General features: G+C 62.6%; 14 protein-coding genes. 8 read left to right on the top strand and 6 right to left on the bottom strand.

Features of this window, described 5'->3' with window-relative positions; translation table 11 throughout:
• The first annotated feature begins 178 nt into the window (after positions 1 to 178).
• The 6 genes from CIT25_RS09550 (at position 179) to CIT25_RS09525 (ending at position 7,881) form a co-directional block, all read left to right on the top strand.
• The gene (locus CIT25_RS09550) at positions 179 to 1,351 is read left to right on the top strand and encodes a glycosyltransferase family protein (protein WP_095484307.1); all 1,173 of its coding nucleotides are present in this window, start codon (positions 179 to 181) and stop codon (positions 1,349 to 1,351) included.
• A 25-nt stretch (positions 1,352 to 1,376) separates the two neighbouring features.
• Positions 1,377 to 2,375 (top strand): glycosyltransferase family 2 protein, encoded by a 999-nt coding sequence (locus CIT25_RS09545; RefSeq protein ID WP_095484306.1) that lies wholly within the window; start codon positions 1,377 to 1,379, stop codon positions 2,373 to 2,375.
• Positions 2,375 to 3,325 carry a glycosyltransferase family 2 protein gene (locus CIT25_RS09540; RefSeq protein ID WP_095484305.1) on the top strand — a complete coding sequence of 317 codons (951 nt, stop codon included), beginning with the start codon at positions 2,375 to 2,377 and terminating at the stop codon, positions 3,323 to 3,325. The genes CIT25_RS09545 and CIT25_RS09540 overlap by 1 nt, the downstream gene beginning before the upstream one ends.
• Positions 3,315 to 4,283 carry a glycosyltransferase family 2 protein gene (locus CIT25_RS09535; RefSeq protein ID WP_245329811.1) on the top strand — a complete coding sequence of 323 codons (969 nt, stop codon included), beginning with the start codon at positions 3,315 to 3,317 and terminating at the stop codon, positions 4,281 to 4,283. The genes CIT25_RS09540 and CIT25_RS09535 overlap by 11 nt, the downstream gene beginning before the upstream one ends.
• A 57-nt stretch (positions 4,284 to 4,340) precedes the next feature.
• Positions 4,341 to 5,237 (top strand): UTP--glucose-1-phosphate uridylyltransferase, encoded by an 897-nt coding sequence (locus tag CIT25_RS09530; protein ID WP_095484303.1) that lies wholly within the window; start codon positions 4,341 to 4,343, stop codon positions 5,235 to 5,237.
• 271 nt (positions 5,238 to 5,508) lie between these two features.
• Entirely contained in the window at positions 5,509 to 7,881 is a 2,373-nt protein-coding gene (locus CIT25_RS09525; RefSeq protein ID WP_095484302.1) for a polysaccharide biosynthesis tyrosine autokinase, read from the top strand.
• A 307-nt stretch (positions 7,882 to 8,188) separates the two neighbouring features.
• Here CIT25_RS09525 and CIT25_RS09520 read toward each other — a convergent pair whose 3' ends face one another.
• Complete coding sequence (locus CIT25_RS09520) at positions 8,189 to 9,268, bottom strand: acyltransferase family protein (RefSeq protein ID WP_095484301.1); 1,080 nt, start codon at positions 9,266 to 9,268, stop codon at positions 8,189 to 8,191.
• Positions 9,269 to 9,368: 100 nt separating this feature from the next.
• A complete protein-coding gene (locus CIT25_RS09515) occupies positions 9,369 to 11,276 on the bottom strand; it encodes a propionyl-CoA synthetase (protein ID WP_095485041.1) in 1,908 nt (635 codons plus the stop codon).
• Between the two features lie 145 nt (positions 11,277 to 11,421).
• Here CIT25_RS09515 and CIT25_RS37435 point away from each other — a divergent pair, with 145 nt between their 5' ends.
• Together CIT25_RS37435 and CIT25_RS37430 are read left to right on the top strand one after the other, a co-directional pair.
• On the top strand, positions 11,422 to 11,766 hold the full coding sequence (locus tag CIT25_RS37435) for a DUF2259 domain-containing protein (protein WP_245329810.1): 345 nt from the start codon (positions 11,422 to 11,424) through the stop codon (positions 11,764 to 11,766).
• Between the two features lie 9 nt (positions 11,767 to 11,775).
• Positions 11,776 to 12,213 (top strand): DUF2259 domain-containing protein, encoded by a 438-nt coding sequence (locus CIT25_RS37430; RefSeq protein ID WP_245329809.1) that lies wholly within the window; start codon positions 11,776 to 11,778, stop codon positions 12,211 to 12,213.
• A 392-nt stretch (positions 12,214 to 12,605) separates the two neighbouring features.
• On the opposite strand, the gene dhaK is transcribed toward CIT25_RS37430, so the two are convergent.
• From dhaK to CIT25_RS09490, 4 genes are read right to left on the bottom strand one after another with little or no spacing between them, the layout of a single operon-like run.
• Complete coding sequence (gene dhaK, locus CIT25_RS09505) at positions 12,606 to 13,592, bottom strand: dihydroxyacetone kinase subunit DhaK (RefSeq protein WP_095484300.1); 987 nt, start codon at positions 13,590 to 13,592, stop codon at positions 12,606 to 12,608.
• Positions 13,593 to 13,626: 34 nt separating this feature from the next.
• Positions 13,627 to 14,052: a hypothetical protein gene (locus tag CIT25_RS09500; protein WP_095484299.1), complete on the bottom strand. Its 426-nt coding sequence runs from the start codon at positions 14,050 to 14,052 to the stop codon at positions 13,627 to 13,629.
• An 8-nt stretch (positions 14,053 to 14,060) separates the two neighbouring features.
• Positions 14,061 to 15,647 carry a phosphoenolpyruvate--protein phosphotransferase gene (gene ptsP, locus CIT25_RS09495; RefSeq protein WP_095484298.1) on the bottom strand — a complete coding sequence of 529 codons (1,587 nt, stop codon included), beginning with the start codon at positions 15,645 to 15,647 and terminating at the stop codon, positions 14,061 to 14,063.
• Entirely contained in the window at positions 15,631 to 15,933 is a 303-nt protein-coding gene (locus CIT25_RS09490) for an HPr family phosphocarrier protein (protein ID WP_095485040.1), read from the bottom strand. The genes ptsP and CIT25_RS09490 overlap by 17 nt, the downstream gene beginning before the upstream one ends.
• Positions 15,934 to 15,949: the final 16 nt, after the last annotated feature.

Genomic DNA, 15,949 nt, shown 5'->3' with positions numbered 1-15,949 from the left:
CTGATTTTTGTGCCGGTCCGACGTCCCGACCCGCGCCCGATGCCACCATCAAACTACGGCAATAATTTTGCAGCGCAACAAAAAACGTGGATTTTTGCTACGCTGCACCAAAAATGTTGCGATGCAGCACGAGCTGTACTAGGATTCTTGCGGGCGGGCCAACAGCGGTCGAATTTTCATGCTGCATGTCTTGTACTTGGTACACGACGTCTCCGACCCGGCAGTGCGCCGGCGGATCATAATGCTCAAGGCAGGCGGCGCCCAGGTCACACTGGCGGGCTTCCGTCGGACAGCAAGCCCAATCGCCGAAGTCGAGGGCTTGCAGCCGATCGATCTTGGCGCGACGCGCGACGGCCGATTCGGCCAGCGCCTGGCAGCGGTCACAAAGGCGGCGGTCTCGATCGTCTCGAAACTCGGTTCGATGCCAAGACCCGACCTCATCATCGCGCGCAATCTGGAAATGCTGGCGCTTGCCCGCCGTGCCAGATCGGCGTTCCAGGCAACGGTGCCGATCGTCTATGAGTGTCTCGATATCCATCGCCTGGTGCTTCGCGACGACTTTCTGGGCAAGGCGATGCGCGGCGCCGAACGCTATCTGGCCAGGGATGTAAAGCTCCTGGTGACCAGTTCGCCGGCTTTCATCGCCAACTATTTCAAGCCGTTCGGGCAGATTGCCGCGCCGGTCGAACTGCTCGAAAACAAATATTTCGAGCCTGCCGCGGTTTTGCTGGATGATCGCACAGTGGCGGAGGCCCCCGTCGCTCCGCCTTGGCGGATCGGCTGGTTCGGCGCACTCCGGTGCCGCCGCTCCCTGGAGCTTCTGGCCGAATTTTCCCGACGGCTCGAGGGGCGCTTCGAAATCATCCTCAGAGGCCGTCCGGCGCTTTCCGAATTTCCGGATTTTCACGGTTTCGTCGAATCCGAGCCCTGGCTCTCGTTTGGCGGGCCCTATCGGAACCCCGAGGACATGGCGACGATCTACCGCGAGGTTCATTTTTCCTGGGCCATCGACTTTTTCGAGCAGGGGCTGAATTCCGAATGGCTGCTGCCCAACCGCCTCTATGAGGGCTGCCGCTTCGGCGCGGTGCCGATCTCGATGGGCAACACCGAAACCGGCCGGTTTCTCGACCGACAGGGTATCGGCGTTCTTTTGCCTAAAGCCACGCCTGAGGCGCTCGAAGCCGCCTTGGGCGATATGGAGCAGCATCGTTTCGGGAAATTGCGGGCGTGTGTTCTTGCCCGCAATCCGCGAACCTGGAGCCATGATCGCAGCGATTGCCGAGCGCTCGTCGAGAAGCTTCGCGGGTTGACGGCCGTGCCCGGTCCATATGCCGCCGAGGCACTGGCTTAGGATGGCTAGGGATGGACATGGGCCAATGACGCAAACCGAAATGCTTGCGCCCAGCCTGATCGTGATTCCGTGCCTGAACGAAGCGGCTCACATCGGCGCGCTTGTTGACCAGCTTCGACCAGCAGCCGAGAGGCTCGGTGCCCGGATCGTCGTTGCCGATGGCGGCAGCACGGACGCCACAAGGGCGATCGTGGAGGAGATCGCCGGGAAGGACCCGCGGATCATCCTTCTTCACAATGAAAAGCGCCTCCAGAGCGCGGCGATCAATCTCGCCGTTGCCAGTTACGGCGAAGGGGCTGAGTATCTCATTCGCATCGATGCGCATGGCGGCTATCCCCTGGACTATTGCGATCAGCTGGTCGAGGAGGCGCTGGCCACCGGCGCGGATTCGGTCGTCGTCTCCATGCTGACCAGCGGCAGCGGCACGGTGCAGAAAGCGGTGGCGGCTGCACAGAATTCCAAGCTCGGCACGGGCGGCTCCAAGCACCGGCATCTCTCGGCTGGCGAGTGGGTCGATCACGGCCATCATGCGCTGATGCGGATATCGGCCTTCAAGGCGGTGGGCGGGTATGACGAGACATTCAGCCACAACGAGGATGCGGAACTCGACTACCGGCTCCGTCAGGCCGGCTGCCGGATCTGGATGAGCGGCAAGACGCAAATGATCTATTACCCGCGCTCGTCGCTCGCCGGCCTCTATTTCCAGTATCTCGGCTATGGCCGCGGCCGGGCAAAGAACGTTCTCAAGCACCGCATGATACCGAAGGTCCGGCAGATGGTGCCGCTTCTGGTATTCCCCGTCGTCCTTCTCTCTGCCTTTTTCTTCGTGCATTGGCTGGCGGTCATACCGCTTCTGGTGTGGGCGTCGGTTTGTCTCGGCTATGGCGTATGGACCGCCATCAGCCAGCGCAATCCGGACAGTGCGCTTGCCGGGATTTCGGCAATGGTCATGCATTTCGGCTGGTCCGTCGGCTTTTGGCTGCAACTGCTTGGGCCGCGATCACAGGGTAGGAGGGTGGCGTGATGGGTGTGGCCGACAAAAAACGCAGCATCGACATTTGCGTCTGCACGTTTCGGCGGCCGGAGCTTGCCGACACGCTCCGCTCCATTGCCGCCCTGGATGTGCCTTCGGGGTTCGACATCCGCGTCATTGTCGCCGACAATGATGACGGACCGACGGCCGAGCTGCTGGTGGCGACGCTGGCGGAGACGTTGAAGCTGCCGGTCAGCTATCGTCATTGTCCGGCGCGCAACATCTCGATCGCCCGCAACGCCTGCCTTGACGCCAGCACGTCGGATTTCGTCGCCTTTCTCGACGACGACGAAACGGCATCATCCGGATGGCTCGCCGAACTGGTTGCGACGGCGGAAGTGAGTGGCGCCGCCGCAGTGCTCGGACCGGTGCGGGCGCGCTATCGGCCGGACGCGCCCGACTGGATGCGACGCGGCGATTTCCACTCCACCTTGCCCGTCTGGGTGCGCGGCGAGATCCGCACTGGTTACACCTGCAACGTTCTGCTCAGGATGGGCGCCGACAGCCTGCGCGGCCGGCGATTCAGCCTCGCGCGTGGCCAGACCGGCGGCGAGGACACCGAATTCTTCGACCTTATGGTCAAGGCCGGCGGCCGCATCGCGTTTTCGCCGCAGGCCTGGGTCGACGAAGTGGTGCCGCGCGCCAGAGCCGCATTCGACTGGCTCCGCCGCCGCCGGTTCCGCGTCGGGCAGACGCATGGGCATCTCCTCGGACGCGACGCGAGTGGCCTCGCATTGGTCAGGCAAGTCGGCCTTGCCTCGGCAAAGGCGGTCTTTTGTTTCGCATCGGCAATCCCGGTCGCCATCAATCCCGTGCGCAGGAACCGCAGCGTGCTTCGCGGCATCATGCATGTCGGCGTCGTCAGCGGGCTCGTCGGTGTGCGTGAAATCCGCCAGTATGGCCTGCCCTCGCCGCAGGAAGGGGGCAAGCGTGCAGCCTGACGTCACCTTTATCATTGCCGCCTACAATGCGGAGCTGACCATCGAGCGGGCGATCGCCAGCGCCATCGCCCAGCGTGATGTCAGCGTCGAAATCATCGTCGTCGACGACCAGTCGGGCGACCGGACGCTCGATCTGGCGCGATCCTACCCAGAAGACATCGTGCGTGTTGTCGCACTTGAGCAAAACCGTGGCCCCGGCGGCGCCAGGAATGCCGGCCTTGAGCTTGCCCGCGGCAGATGGGTCGCGGTCCTCGATTCCGACGACGCGGTCTATCCCGGGCGAATCTGCACCATGATTGACCGCGCGGAGAAAGCGGGCGCCGAGATCGCGGTCGACAATCTCCAGGTCGTTCGCGAGGACGGCGTTGCCGAAGAGACGATGTTCCCTGCCGACTATCTGGAGGGCTTGAGTGAAATCTCGCTGGCGGACTTTATCGCCGGCAATGTGGTCTTCGAATCGAGATTCAATCTCGGCTATCTCAAGCCGATCTTCCAGCGACGTTTCTTGAACGAAAACGGGCTTCGCTATGACGAAGGCCTGATCATCGGCGAAGATTACATCCTGCTGGCCAGCGCTCTAGCGAAGGGCGGCAAATGCGTGGTCGAACCGACAACCGGCTATGTCTATCATATCCGGACCGGCTCCATTTCCCGCGTGCTCGAACTTCATCACGTCGAGGCGATGCGCAAGGCCGATCTCGTTTTCGCCAGGACTCATTCGATGGACGCAAAGGCCGAGGCCGCTTTCGCAAGGCGCACGCGCAGCCTGCGCAAGGCGGCGTCGTTCCTGTCGCTGGTCCAGCACATCAAGGCGCGGTCCCCGCTCAAGGCGGTGTGGACGGCGCTCAGCGATCCGGCGGCGGTTCGGCATATGGGCATGCCGATCGCCGTCCGGCTGCGAAGGGTGGCGGCACAATTTGCCGTGGGTGCGGGGGAGGTGAAAGGTGCAGGCAGGTGAAAAACAGTTTCGCGGCCTGCGACAGGTTGAAGTCGATCTCCTCAGAAGGAATATGCGATGAAGAAAGTCAGGAAGGCAGTCATACCGGTAGCGGGGCTTGGAACGCGATTCCTGCCGGCGACCAAATCGATGCCGAAGGAAATGCTGCCGGTCGTCGACAGGCCTGTCGTGCAATATGCGGTGGATGAGGCGTTCGAAGCCGGCATCGAGCACATTGTCTTCGTGACGGGCCGCAACAAGGCGGTCATAGAGGATTATTTCGACCTGCATCCCGAATTGATCGGGACTTTGGAGCAGACCGGCAAGACGGCGCAGCTTCAGGCGCTGGAAAGCCTGCTTCCCGTGGCCGGTGCGACGAGTTTCATCCGGCAGCAGTCGCCGCAAGGTCTCGGCCATGCGGTGTGGTGCGCCCGGGAGGTCATCGGCGATGAGCCCTTCGCGTTGCTGTTGCCGGACATGGTGTCCTTCGGCGGTCGCGGATGTCTCGCCGAAATCGCTGACCTCTATGCGCAGACTGGCGGAAACGTCATCGCGGTCGAGCGCTGCGACCCGACCGAAACCAGCAAATACGGTATCGTCGGCTGCGGCGCGGATGTCGGCTCGGGTTTCGAGGTGACCGCCATGGTCGAAAAGCCGGCTCCCGCCAATGCGCCGTCGAACTACTACATCAACGGCCGCTATATCCTGCAGCCTGAGATATTCGCGCTGCTCGGCAATCAGCAGCGCGGCGCCGGCAACGAAATCCAGCTGACCGACGCCATGGTCCGCCTTGCGCAGAGCCAGGCTTTCTTCGCCCAGCCCTTCAACGGCCGGATGTTCGACTGCGGCTCGAAAGAAGGGTTCATCCAGGCCAATGTCGCCTTCGCGCTGGCGCGTGACGACATGAAGGGGCCGATCTTCGAGATGCTTCAGGAGTTCGTCCGGTCGCATGAGCGCCGGGTGGAAGCCGCATAAAGCCCATTTTTGGGGAGCATTAGCGTATGAATGGTGACGCAAGACACGCCGATATGTTTGGCCGCCCGGGTTTTCGCGGTGTCTGGCATGAAGCTTGCGTTGCACTTATGCTGATGCCCCCGAGCTTGCTCTAACGCCTGCCAACTAGAGCATCGGACCCAAAACGGAGACCGGTTTTGGGAAAATCCTATGCTCAAACAAGAGATAGAGCGGCGGCACAGTTCGACTTGAGGGGCCGCCGCTCTAGATGCAAACTAGAATTGGACCGAAGATGAATTATGCCAATTTTCCTCTCGACAAGAGGAAACCATTGCCGAGTTCGGACGCTGTCAGCGCCGAAGACTTCATCGATGTCGAGCGCCTGCTCAGCATGGCAGCAAGGCAGGCAAAGGTTGTCGCGGCATGCGCCGCCATCGGTCTTTTTCTGGGCGTGCTTTATTTGCAGACCACGCCTCCCACCTACATGGCAACGAGCCGCGTTCTGATCGACGAAGGCTTGAACAAAGTTGTCGACGAGGTTTCCGCGGCGTCGGTCAGCATGCAGACCGATTCCGCCATTCTGAGCCAGATCGAAATTCTCCACTCGGCGAGGCTGGCGGCGGTGGTCGTCGACAAGCAGAAGCTCGATCAGAACGACGCTTTCTTGTACCCTCCGACGTCGGCAGCGTCGAAGGCCGCCGGCTTTGTGCGCGGTGTGATCCGGTACTTCCGTCCCAACCCCGCCGTGGGCACCACCGACGTTGCTCAGCTTGATCCGGCCACGCGTGACGCGATGATCGCCTCGTCACGCCGTGATTACGCAATCCTCAAACTGCAGAACGAAGTGCAAGCCGAGCGCATCGGACGAAGCTATGTGATCTCCATCGCCTATCAAGCGACGGATCCAGTGCTTGCGACCGCGGTCACCAAAGCCTATGCCGACGCCTATCTCGCCGATCAGCTTGATGCGAGCTTCGATGCGACCGAGCGAGCGGCGGTCTGGCTGCAAGGCCGGCTGACGGAGCTTCGCGAAAGTTCGCAGGCAGCGGCGCTCGCCGTCGAGAAGTTCAGGGCCGAACATGGATTGGCCGTCAACGACGGCCAGTTGATCAGCGACAAGCAATTGGGCGACCTCAATGGCCAGCTCATTGAGGCGCAGGCCGATACCGCCCGCGCCAGCGCCCGCTACCAACAATACAAGTCGATCGTCGAAAGCGGTTCGGACAACGCATTCAGGGATGCCGCCATATCCGCCGACCAGCCCAGCAACTCGGTCATTTCAACGCTCAAGACCCGCTATCTCACTGTTGCCAAGCGGCAGCAGGACGTCGAAGCCAATTTCGGCGCCGAGCATCCCCAGGCGGTCGCACTTGCCAAGGAAAAGGCCGACATATCGGCGCAGATTTTCGGCGAGCTGAAGCAATTGACCGAAAGCTACCGCAACGAATACGAAGTCGCTCTCGCGCGCGAAACGGCGCTCCGCGCAAATGTCGCGTTAGCGGCCGGCAAGAGTTCCATCGACAACCAGTCGCAGGTCAAGCTGCGCGAACTGGAACAGAAGGCAACGGCGCTCTCGACACTCTATCAGACGTTCCTTGGCCGGTACGAGGAAGCCTCCCAGCAGCAATCCTTCCCGGTCGGCAAGATCCGCGTCATCTCGGACGCAACGCTGCCGCAGTCGGCGGCAACGCCGCGCACGTCCATCGTGCTGGGACTTTCGCTTGTGCTTGGCCTGATGATGGGGGCCGGGGTCGGTGGCCTGAACGAATTCAGGGAACGGTTCTTCAGGACCGGTGAGGACGTTCGCGATCGCGTCGGCCTCAAATTCCTCGGCTACCTGCCAGTCATTGGCAGCAAGGTCGCCAAGAACGATGACGGTCAGGCGGATGTCAAAACCGCCCAATCACCGTCGGCCGCCGAAAGACGCGCGCGCATGCGGGTCAGCATCGACGCCCCGGCATCGATGTTTTCCGAAACGCTCCGCAGCGCCAAGATTGCCTTCGACGTCGTATTGGAAGGGCAAGGCAGCCGGGTCGTCGGCGTGATCTCGGTCCTTCCCGGCGAGGGCAAATCGACCGTGGCGGCGAATCTGGCCGGACTGCTTGCCGCCAACGGCTCCAAAACGCTGCTGGTGGACGGCGACCTGCGCAACCCCGGCCTCAGCCGCAGCCTTGGCATGGAGGCCGAGCAAGGCCTGATGGAAGCGGTGGTGAGCGGGCAGACCTGGCAGTCCGTCGGCAAGATCGACCGACAGACCAAGCTGGCGATCGTCCCGGCCGTCCCGCGCGGTCATTTCTCCCACACAAGCGAGCTTCTGTCGTCGGCCGGGATGCGACGTTTCATCGACAACGCCAAGGAAACCTTCGAGTACATCGTCGTCGATCTGCCGCCGCTCGGCCCCGTGGTCGATGCCAAGGCCTTTGCTCCGCTTGCCGACGGCTTCGTGCTCGTGACCGAGTGGGGGCGCACGCCGCGCGCGATGGTGCAATCCATACTGAGTTCGGAATCCTACATCGCCAACAAGATCGTCGGCGTGGTGTTGAACAAGGTCGATCTGAAGAAGCTGGCGAAGTATGGATCGATCGGCGGCTCGGAGAAATTTTTCGACAGGTATTCGAGCTACTATCTGGAAAAATCGGAAGCGCGGACGAAGGCAAATACCTGAGGCCCGTATAGGAATGGATGTTGAGCGGATCGTCGTCCTGTGCGGCGAGGCCGATGCTGGCTGATGCGGCGTGAGCGAACACGGATGCCCTCGAGCAAGGCAATGATCCGCGGCTGGGCATGAAGCGACAGTGTCGACGGGAATGATGTCCTATGCGTGGGTCGATCGCCTCGCTTGACCGCGCCGCGACCGGTCGACACGTAGGAAAGAGGGCTCATCACTTGCAAAGAGCGTGGGCACCATGCTTCGCGCCGCACATTCCACAGCAGCACGTTTGCAGCCACGAACCGGCGTGACACGCCGGCGGTTACGCCGCCTTGAGACGATAGCGGAAGATGGTGTGGTCGAGCAGAAGCCGGATTCGCGGTTCGGCCTCGATCGCAATCAGCCAGCTCGCGGCGACCATGGTCGCCCCGACGATGACCACCGAAAGCAGATATGGCACTCCCGCACGCATCAGGGCGCCGAGAATGGCAGCGCCGACGACATCGTGGATCAGATAGAGAGGGTAGGTCATCAGGCCGATCCGGCGCCAGCCGCGCCAGGAGAGGTCGAGCCGCAACGACCATGCCATCAGGGCGATGGCAACGAGGAAGAAGACGATCGGTGGCGCGTATGGCATCTGCTCTTCGACCTTCACGGTGTGAACATCGACCGAACTGGCGATCTGGAGGACGCAGCCGACGAGAAACAGCGCGCAGAGGACAAGACGGAAAGGCGTCACCGCCTTGAAGCGCATCAGCCAGATCATGACGCCCGTCGCAAAGAAGCACCCATGATGCACCAGCAGCAGGGCGAGCCAACGCGTCTCGGCAAAGGCCGACCAGTCGAGCGGATAATACAGGCACCAGAAGAGCGTGCTGACCATGCCGATCACAATGGCCACGACCTCCATCAGATGGAAGCGGCCCAGCCACAGCAAGGTCCAGACGACGGCGTAAAAGGCAATCTCGATGCCGAGCGTCCAATAGACGCTGTCGACCCAGGGGGAGTAGGGAACGAACAATGCCGTGCGAACGAGCCGGTTCACGGCATCCGTCGGCCAGCTGAGGCCGACGAGGAGCAGCACCGCCGCAGTGACCGGCGCGCAGATCCAGACCGCCGGCGCCAGCCGCTTCACCCTTGCCTCGAAAAACCGCAAGGGGGTTGAGTTTTCGGCGCTGAAGGCGATGACGAAGCCGCTGATGACGAAAAACACCTGTACGCCGACCCATCCGGAGCCGAGCATCTCCAGTTCCGGATGCGGCGGGATGCCGCCGGTGGCCCGTGCCGAAACGCCGGCGGGAAAGGCCCACACCCAGTAACCGTAGTGGTAGAACATCACGAGGACGGCGGCGAGAAATCGAAGAATGTCGACGCCGCCAAATGTGGTTTTTTGCTGAGCCATGCCGTATCGTCGGTGGGCGCCCCGGCAAAACTGTATGGCGATTTGCTGCATTGCACAATAGCCAATTGGCTACCGGCGCGCTGTCGATGGCCAGATGTCTTTACAGGCCGATCCCGCGTCCCTTCAGCACTGCGGTGATTTCGTCGAGAATGACCGGATCGTCGATGGTCGCCGGCATAGTCCATTCTTCCTTGTCGGCAATCTTTTGCATGGTGCCGCGCAGGATTTTGCCGGAGCGCGTCTTTGGCAGGCGCTTGATCGTCACCACCGTCTTGAAGGCGGCGACCGGGCCGATGCGCTCGCGCACCAGGGTGACCACCTCGGTCTCGATAGTGCCGGTATCGCGGTCGACACCCGCATTCAGCACGACGAAGCCGAGCGGAACCTGGCCCTTCATCTGATCGGCGATGCCGATGACGGCGCATTCGGCAACGTCCGGATGCGCGGCCAGCACCTCCTCCATGGCGCCGGTCGACAGCCGGTGGCCGGCGACATTGATGATGTCGTCGGTTCGTGCCATGACGAACAAATAGCCATCCTCGTCCATCATGCCGGCATCCGCCGTCTTGTAGAAGCCGGGGAATTCGTCGAGATAGGCTTGGCGAAACCGGTCATCGGCATTCCACAGCGTCGGCAGGCAGCCGGCCGGCAGCGGCAGCTTGACCACGACATTGCCCAGCGTGCCGCGCTCGACCTCATGACCTCCATCGTCGAGCACGCGGATGTCGTAGCCGGGCATCGGCACGCCGGGCGAGCCGTATTTCACCGGCAACAGGCCCAGTCCGGCCGGGTTGATCGTCATCGGCGAGCCGGTCTCGGTCTGCCACCAATGATCGATCACCGGCACGTGCAACTTCTGCTCCGCCCATTTGATGGTTTCCGGATCGGCGCGCTCGCCGGCGAGGAACAGCGTGCGGAATTTCGAGAGGTCGTATTTCGGGACGAATTCGCCCTTGGGATCCTGTCCCTTGATGGCGCGGAAGGCGGTCGGCGCGGTGAACAGCGCGACCACGCCATGCTCTGATATCACCCGCCAGTAGGTGCCGGCGTCGGGCGTGCCGACCGGCTTGCCCTCGAACATGACGGTTGTGCAGCCATGCAGCAGCGGGCCGTAGACGATATAGGAATGGCCGACCACCCAGCCGACGTCGGAAGCCGCCCAGAACACCTCTCCCGGCTTGACGCCGAACTCGTTCTCCATCGACCATTTCAGCGCAACCATGTGGCCGCCATTGTCGCGCACGATGCCCTTGGGCTGGCCGGTCGTTCCGGACGTGTAGATGATGTAGAGCGGGTCGGTGGCGAGCACCGGAACGCAGTCGACATTGGCGCCCGCGGCCCGCTCGCGGGCGACGGCGTCGGCATAGTCGATGTCATGGTTTTCCCTGAGCTCGCAGCGCAGCTGGTCGCGCTGCAGGATGAGGCAGGCGTCGGGCTTGTGCCGCGACGTCTCGATCGCCTTGTCGAGCAGCGGCTTGTAGGCGACGACGCGCCCAGGCTCCAGGCCGCAAGAGGCGGAGATGATCAGCTTCGGCTTGGCGTCGTCGATGCGCGTGGCGAGTTCGTGCGAGGCAAAGCCGCCGAAGACCACCGAATGCACGGCGCCGATGCGGGCGCAGGCAAGCATGGCGAAGGCCGCTTCCGGAACCATCGGCATGTAGATGATGACGCGATCGCCTTTCTGGACGCCGCGGTTCTTCAGCACCGAAGTCAGCGCGACCACCTCGCGCTTCAGTTCGGCATAGGTGAATTTCTTGATCGTGCCTGAAATCGCGCTGTCATGGATCAGCGCGATCTGATCGGCGCGGCCACCCGTCACGTGACGGTCAACGGCGTTGAAGCAGGTGTTGCAGGAGGCGCCGCCAAACCAGCGCCCGTAGACGCCGGCATTCGGATCGAACACGTTGTCGTAGGGTGAGAACCAGTCGATGGCTTTGGCCGCATCCGCCCAGAATTTCTCCGGATCGCGTTTCCAGCTGTCATAGACCTCGTGGTAGCGTGACGCCATCCAGCTTCCTCCCCAGGAATGTTTGCTGTCTTTGAAATAGCGTATGCTGTTTTTGCAAGCATGTGCAATTTCGTCTTTTGGCGACCTCGCCTCGGCCGCAAAACGCGGCATGATGGTCTAGGGTCATAATGGGGGGCAAGGCGCAATGAAGTCGCGATGCGAGGTTGCCGTGTTGGCGGCTGTGCTGTTGACGGTCGCTTCCGCCGCTCGGGCCGGCGATGCGGCGGCGAGGCGCATTATCGGCTTTTCGCCGGACGGCAACTATTTCGCCTTCGAGCAATATGGCACGCTCGATGTAGGTGTTTCGGATTCGGGCTGGTCGGAGATCGACATCATCGACACGCGCACCGCTGAGTTCGTCGGCGGCAAGCCCATCCACATCGTCGACGAGTCGGAAGAGGCGACGCTCACCCTGGAGCAGGCGAGAGCACAGGCAGCCGCGCAGGCGGCACCTCTGCTCGCCCGATATGCCATCGCGCCGCGCGGCTAACGGACGGCCGTGGACAAATTCACCTTTCCCGACGACATGATCGGTTACCAAGACATTGCGCGCCTGGAGCAGGTTTCGCAGAAATGGCTTTCGACGAGCTATGACGAGCTTGGCATCTCGACCATCCAGCTCGACCAGACCCTAGCCGAGAGCACGACGGATTGCTCGTCAAGTTTCGACGGGACGCAGCAAGGCGCCACGGCCGGCAAGGCGCTCGGTTTCCGCCTGACGCTGCAGGGACAGGATGGCAAGCCGTTCAAGCTGCTGCATGAGGACAAAGCCGTGCCCGGCTCGAGGAATTGCCCGACCTCCTACAGCCTGTCGGAATCCTATGCGTTCACCCCGGATGGCAAATCGGCAGTGCTAGCCGTGCTCGTGCAACGCTTCAGTCAGGGATTTGAAGGACGGGACCGCCGCTTTATCGCCGTGACCGGACAGGCGCGTTGAAAGCCCGCTTACGCCCAGGCATCCTCGACGCCATCTCGACTGCCCTATTCGGATTGGTTCTAGAGCGGCAGCGCCGCGAGCACGAGTCCGACCCCGCCGGCGATCAGCAAAGCGGCGGCGAGCGCCTTTCGGTGACGTTCGAACCCCGTCGGAGCCCGATCCCAATTGTAACGCATGTTCCGCCTCCCAAAACCCGCCGGATTCCTTACCTTACCAAAGGTAAGGAAAGCAACATTGTGCCTAAATCCACCAAACTGGTCTGACAATGCTCGGCGTGGCGCATGACAGCGTTGTCACCGATTATTTTTGGGGGCGTCTTTGCAAAGTCCCGCTTCGCAGATCGAAGCGGGCTTGCTTTTTGATGGTAAGCGGCAGCGCCGTGTTTGGCCGCGCTACATCCCCCAGCGCAGTGCCGCCGTATGCACCGGTGCGTCCCACAAGGCGGTCGTCTCGTCGTCGAGCATGGTCAGCGTGATCGAGCAGCCGGCCATGTCGAGCGATGTCACATAGGACCCGACCAGCGAGCGGGTGACCGTCACACCGTTATTCTCGAAGATATTTCGGGCACTGTTGTACATCAGGTAAAGCTCCATCAGCGGCGTGCCGCCGAAGCCGTTGATGAAGAGCAGCGCCGGGCCTTTCGCCCGGTCGCCGAGATCGCCCAGGATCGCCAGGCAGATCTCCTCGGCGATGGCATCGGCGCTCTTCAGCGTGTCGCGGCGGCGGCCGGGCTCACCATGAATGCCGACGCCGAACTCCATCTCGCCGTCGCCGATATCGAAGGTCGGCTTGCCGGCCGCCGGCACGGTGCAACTGGTCAGCGCCACGCCCATAGAGCGCGTCGCGCCATTGACGCGTTCGCCAAGCGCCTTCAATGGTTTCAGCGCCATGCCTTGCTCGGCCGCGGCGCCGACGATCTTCTCGACCACCAGCGTGCCGGCGACGCCGCGCCGGCCGGTCGTGTAGGACGAGTTCTCGACGGCGACATCGTCATTGGTCACCATCTGCACGACGCCCTCCGACATTTCGGCGGCCATATCGAAATTCATCACATCGCCCTCGTAGTTCTTGACGATGAACAGACAGCCGGCGCCGGTGTTGACGGCCTCTACCGCGGCCAGCATCTGGTTCGGCGTCGGCGAGGTGAACACCTGGCCGGGGCAGGCGGCGTCCAGCATGCCATGCCCGACCAGCCCGCCATGCAGCGGCTCGTGGCCAGAGCCACCGCCGGAGATCAGCGCCACCTTGCCCGGCTTGAGCACCTTACGGCGGACGAATTTATGCTCGTCGCCAAGCACAAGGATGTCGGCATGGGCGGCGACGAAACCATCGAGGCTTTCGGTCAGCACCGTGTCGACCGAATTCAGAAATTTCTTCATGACCGTCCTCCCGAAATGGCCAGGCGCGGCGCGACTATGTCCCGCCCTTGCCGGCTATGCTGGTGATCTTCTGGATGAAATCGTTGACTGCCCGGTCGAGTGCTGCGTTCTGCTTGTCGTCACCGAAATCGGGAACGATCAGCGAGACATGCCGCGTCTTTCGCATGCCTGACGCCACCGACATTTTTCCCGGATGCGCCTGGTGGTAGGCAGCAAGAAAATGGTCGCGTTCGGCCGGGCTGAAATGGCAGACGGAGAAAATAGCCGGCAAATGTTTTGACGGGATCGGGATCGAATAGGCCGGGCTGGAAATCTGCGTGACGAAGCTGCGGTGCTTGCCGAGCGCGTCGGCGAGGCGCTGGCGCATGCCGGACGGGCGCTGGTCGATCACCTGCGACAGGATGGTCTTGTAAGCGCGGATCGCCTCTTCGGAGCCGGGTTCAGGTGTCTTGTCGGCCATGCCAGCGCCTAGATCGATACGTCCGCGATGGCCGCCTTGGCCATGGCGAGCTGGGCGGGAACCACGGAAAGGTCGCGCAGGCCGGCCTCAAGCAGCGCCGGGATCGACGCTGGATCGCCACCGGCGTCGCCGCACAGGCTGACCGGAATCTTTTGCGCGCGGCCGAAGGCGGCAACCGAGGCGATCAGCCGGAGCACGGCCGGATGCCGGACGGAATTCAGATGGGCGACGGAAGCATTGTCACGCGCCGCCGCCATCACATACTGGGTCAGGTCGTTCGAGCCGATCGAGAAGAAGGCGACGTTGGCAAACGCTTCCGGCGCGATCGCAACCGACGGCACCTCGACCATGATGCCGAGCGGCGGCATTTTTTGCGCGACGCCGCGCGCCACGAGACCAGCCTGTTCTTCCGTAAATAGCGCGACGGCACGTTCGTACTCGTCCGCCACGGCGATCATGGGGAACATCACCTTGAGATTGCCATGCACGGCGGCGCGCAACAGGGCCCGGATCTGCACGCGAAAGACCTCCGGTCGGGCCAGCGACAGCCTGATGCCGCGCAGGCCGAGAAACGGATTGCCCTCGTCCACGGTGAAGCCTGGCACCGGCTTGTCGCCGCCGGCATCGACGGTGCGGATGGTCACCGGCTTTTCGCCCGCCCATTCCAGCACCTTGCGGTAGGCGCAATATTGCGTCTCCTCGTCGGGCAGCGTCTTGCCGAACAGGAATTCGGTGCGCATCAGCCCGATGCCCTCACAGGTCGAGATATCGATGCCGTCGACATCGGATGGATCGGCGATGTTGACCTGCACGCGCACCGCTGTGCCGGCTTTTGTCACCGCCGGCCTCTCCAGATAGGTCTGTGCCTTGTCGCGACGGGCCGTGAACGACGACGAAGACCGGCGGAAAGCTTCGATCTCGGCCTTCGATGGCGAAAGCACGATGCCGCCATGCTCGGCGTCGAGCAGTGCGATGCCGGCAAGATGAGCCGGCGAAGCACCAAGCCCCACGATCATTGGCACGCCGCGCGAGCGCGCCAGCATGGCGACATGGCTGGCGGCACTGCCGGCTTTCAGCGCGATGCCGCCGCCGGAACTCCAGTTGGTTTCGAGAAAGCGCGTCGGAGCGATGTCCTCGCCATAGAAAATGGCTCCCGCCGGCGCAGCTGCCTCGCTGTCCTCGGTCAGCGCGCGCAGCACCTGGTCTCTGATGTCGCGCATGTCGGCCGCGCGTGCGCGGAAGTAATCCTGATCCGACGTTTCGTAGCCTGCGATCTCGGCATCCAGTGCCTGCCGCCATGCCGCATCGGCTGGCTGGCCGGCGGCAATCGCGGCAAAGGCCGGGCCGGTCAGCGCATCGTCCTCCAGCATGGCGATCTGGAATTCGAGAATGTCGGCTGCATCGCCTTCACTCGCTTCGATCAGCGCGGTGAGCCTGCCTGTCGCAATACCGATTGCCGTATCGAGCGCAGCCTTCTCTTCAGCAGCCGTTGCCTTGCCGGCATAGCGCGCGGCAACCGGGTCGAGGTTGAACAGCGGCCCCTCGGCATAGCCGGCCGAGGCCGAAATCCCCTTCAGCCTAAGCGGTTCGGGCATGGTCCACGCCCTCGTCGAAATCGCGCCGCACCAGCTCGGCCAGCGCGCCGACCGCCTCGCCGGCGCCGTCACCCCTCGCTCGGATATGCAGAACCGTCCCTTTCGGCGCCTTGGCCGCCATCACCTTGACGATGCTCTTGGCATCGAACCAAGGTCCGTTGGCGGCGAGCGCAACTTCGACATCGGCCGAAAATGTCTTGGCGAGCTTGGTGAACTTCACCGAAGGGCGCGCATGCAGGCCCACCTCGTGGGTGATCAGGACGGTGGCTTCTGCGGATGCGGACATTGAGTCAAAATTCCTG

The sequence above is a fragment of the Mesorhizobium mediterraneum genome (genome assembly GCF_002284565.1).
Taxonomy (GTDB): domain Bacteria; phylum Pseudomonadota; class Alphaproteobacteria; order Rhizobiales; family Rhizobiaceae; genus Mesorhizobium; species Mesorhizobium mediterraneum.
Note: the sequence above shows the minus strand (reverse complement) of the source record. Positions and strands in the feature narration are given on the sequence as shown.

Bases quoted from the DNA above. Each gene is read 5' to 3' on its own strand.
- CIT25_RS09550 (WP_095484307.1), top strand. From the start codon at position 179: ATGCTGCATGTCTTGTACTTGGTACACGACGTCTCCGACCCGGCAGTG.
- CIT25_RS09545 (WP_095484306.1), top strand. From the start codon at position 1,377: ATGACGCAAACCGAAATGCTTGCGCCCAGCCTGATCGTGATTCCGTGC.
- CIT25_RS09540 (WP_095484305.1), top strand. From the start codon at position 2,375: ATGGGTGTGGCCGACAAAAAACGCAGCATCGACATTTGCGTCTGCACG.
- CIT25_RS09530 (WP_095484303.1), top strand. From the start codon at position 4,341: ATGAAGAAAGTCAGGAAGGCAGTCATACCGGTAGCGGGGCTTGGAACG.
- CIT25_RS09525 (WP_095484302.1), top strand. From the start codon at position 5,509: ATGAATTATGCCAATTTTCCTCTCGACAAGAGGAAACCATTGCCGAGT.
- CIT25_RS09520 (WP_095484301.1), bottom strand. From the start codon at position 9,268: ATGGCTCAGCAAAAAACCACATTTGGCGGCGTCGACATTCTTCGATTT.
- CIT25_RS09515 (WP_095485041.1), bottom strand. From the start codon at position 11,276: ATGGCGTCACGCTACCACGAGGTCTATGACAGCTGGAAACGCGATCCG.
- CIT25_RS37435 (WP_245329810.1), top strand. From the start codon at position 11,422: ATGAAGTCGCGATGCGAGGTTGCCGTGTTGGCGGCTGTGCTGTTGACG.
- dhaK (WP_095484300.1), bottom strand. From the start codon at position 13,592: ATGAAGAAATTTCTGAATTCGGTCGACACGGTGCTGACCGAAAGCCTC.
- CIT25_RS09500 (WP_095484299.1), bottom strand. From the start codon at position 14,052: ATGGCCGACAAGACACCTGAACCCGGCTCCGAAGAGGCGATCCGCGCT.
- ptsP (WP_095484298.1), bottom strand. From the start codon at position 15,647: ATGCCCGAACCGCTTAGGCTGAAGGGGATTTCGGCCTCGGCCGGCTAT.
- CIT25_RS09490 (WP_095485040.1), bottom strand. From the start codon at position 15,933: ATGTCCGCATCCGCAGAAGCCACCGTCCTGATCACCCACGAGGTGGGC.